This is a genomic window from Haladaptatus sp., from assembly GCF_049589095.1.
Classification (GTDB): Archaea; Halobacteriota; Halobacteria; order Halobacteriales; family Haladaptataceae; genus Haladaptatus.
This window is the reverse complement of sequence record NZ_JBAWAC010000505.1, coordinates 1-2,368: the sequence shown is the minus strand read 5'-3', so window position 1 is coordinate 2,368 and position 2,368 is coordinate 1. Positions and strand designations below refer to the sequence as shown.

The 2,368-nt window shown below is 61.6% G+C and carries 2 protein-coding genes; both read left to right on the top strand.

Annotated elements, in window-relative coordinates:
* Window positions 1-168 precede the first annotated feature (168 nt).
* Window positions 169-1,119: an AEC family transporter gene (locus WBV42_RS15720; protein WP_253225168.1), complete on the top strand. Its 951-nt coding sequence runs from the start codon at window positions 169-171 to the stop codon at window positions 1,117-1,119.
* A gap of 169 nt (window positions 1,120-1,288) precedes the next feature.
* Complete coding sequence (locus WBV42_RS15715) at window positions 1,289-2,275, top strand: site-2 protease family protein (RefSeq protein ID WP_253233964.1); 987 nt, start codon at window positions 1,289-1,291, stop codon at window positions 2,273-2,275.
* Window positions 2,276-2,368: the final 93 nt, after the last annotated feature.

The window sequence follows — 2,368 nt, the reverse complement described above, 5'->3', positions numbered from 1 at the left end:
TCACACCCCATCCCTGAATCCCCGAACCGAACCTCCAATCCCCAGCAGCCACCGAAGCCCCGGTCCCCCTGGGATGCCGCAGCTGTCCTGCGGATCTGCCACACGCTTCCCCTCCCCCCTTTTCCTCCTTCGACGCTTTTGTAGTCTCGGACTGTTTTCGTTCGACCAGTGTCACTCCTCTCAGCGTTGACGAATGCGATTTTGCCTGTTCTCGCGGTTGCGGCCGTCGGCTTTCTCCTCGGAACCGTCCGCGATATCGAAGTTAGCGCCTTGGGTACCGTCACGATTTACGTGTTGAACCCCGCGTTGGTCTTCTACAGTCTCACGACATCGTCGCTCGACGGGGGGACGGTCGCAACGCTCGGCGTCGGCGTCCTCGTCTTCACGGTCGGAATGGTCGTCGTGGCGGAACTCGTCGGCCGCGCACTCGGCGAGACCGAACCCGTCCTCGGTGCACTGGTTCTGACGAGCGCGTTTCCCAACGCCGGAAACTACGGAATCCCCCTCTCGCAGTTCGCGTTTCACGATGTCGGACGGAGCACCGCCATCCTCTACATCGCGATGCAATCGGTGCTCACCTACACGCTCGGCGTCTACGTTGCCTCGCGCGGTGACGAAACGTCGAGCCTCGCTGCGCTCCGCGAGGTGTTCAAATTGCCGCTCGTGTACGCGGTGCTCGCGGCCGGGTTGGTCCGGTTTCTGGGTCTCGTTCCGCCGACCGACTCCGCGGTGATGAGCACGCTGAACCTGACCGGTAATGCCGCCATCCCCATCATGTTGCTCATGCTCGGCATCCAGTTGGCGAACACGGATTCGGGAGCGGCTATCGCGCGTGTCGGGGTTTCGAACGCCCTGAAACTGGTTGTCGCTCCGGCGCTCGCCGTCGGTATCGTCTTCCTGCTCGGGTTTCAGGACGTCACCGTCGCACGCGTGTTCGTCCTCGAATGCGCGATGCCCGCCGCCGTGACGCCGCTCATCCTCACTATCGAGTACAATCGAGGGGCGAGCGGAATCTCCGGCCCGGAGTACGTGAGCACCGCAATTTTTGTCAGCACGTTACTCAGTGTCCCCGTTCTGACCGTTCTGATCGCTATCCTGCAGTCGGGTGCGGTCGTCTAGGGGTTTATAGCGATTCGTTCCGTAGTGTGGACGAATGGCTTCAAGGGAGCCGCCAAACGCAGGACCATCGTTGGAACGGTTGCACTCGGTATTTCGGGTGTACGATGTCCGAACTGATGGCGAGCAGTTAGTTTACTATGGAGAGCCACTCGTCGCTCAAGAGCGTCTGATGCAGACGTTATGGCCGCTTTTCCGCGAGCAGGGGTACGAAGTCTCGCTTTCGACGCGAATGGGGGAGTACGTGCTGGTCGCCGAACCGATTCATCTCGGTCCGGACGGAATCCCGTGGAAGAACGTCGTTCTCTTCGTCGCCACCGTCCTCTCGACGCTCATTGCGGGTGCCTCGTGGTATCACGTTCACCCCTTTTCACAACCCGTGAAGGCCGTCCTGACCGCATGGCCGTTCGCGTTTGCCGTGATGGGTGTACTGGGAACGCACGAACTCGGCCACTACGTGATGAGCCGCTACCACGGCGTGGACGCGACGCTTCCGTACTTCATTCCGATGCCGACCCTCATCGGGACCATGGGGGCGGTCATCCGGATGAAAGGGCAGATGCCGGACCGGGAAGCCCTGTTCGACATCGGTGTCTCGGGGCCGCTCGCCGGACTCGTCGCGACGGTCATCGTCACCGCCGTCGGTCTGACGCTCGATCCAGTTACCGTCCCGCAGTCGGTGATGAACAGCGCGAACCTCGTGGAGATTCAGTTCGGCTATCCGCCGCTGCTCAAGGGAATCGCCTGGGTGATGGGTCAACCGCTCACGTTCGATAACCCCGCGAAATCCGTCAATCCCGTCGTCATCGGCGGCTGGGTCGGCATGTTCGTCACGTTCCTCAACCTCATTCCAGTCGGGCAACTCGACGGCGGGCACATCGTCCGCGCGATGATCGGCGAACGCCAGGAGAGCATCGCCGCGCTCGTTCCGGCGGTCCTGTTCGGTCTCGCCGCGTACGTCTTCTACGTCCTCGACGTGAGCAACGCCACCGTTCTCTGGGTCATCTGGGGATTCCTCTCGATGTTCTTCGCGTACGTGGGTCCCGCGACGCCAATCGACGACGGCGACCTCGACACTCGCCGGAAGATACTCGGGTTGCTCACGTTCGTGCTCGGCATCCTCTGTTTCACGCCGACACCCATCAAAATCATTCCCTGAATCGAGGACGCCCTTACTCTCCGTCCGTCCGCCCGTGCGTGTACCCACGGTCGGGTAACGGTTCGCCATCGATCGTAATTTTCGGCTCCGAAC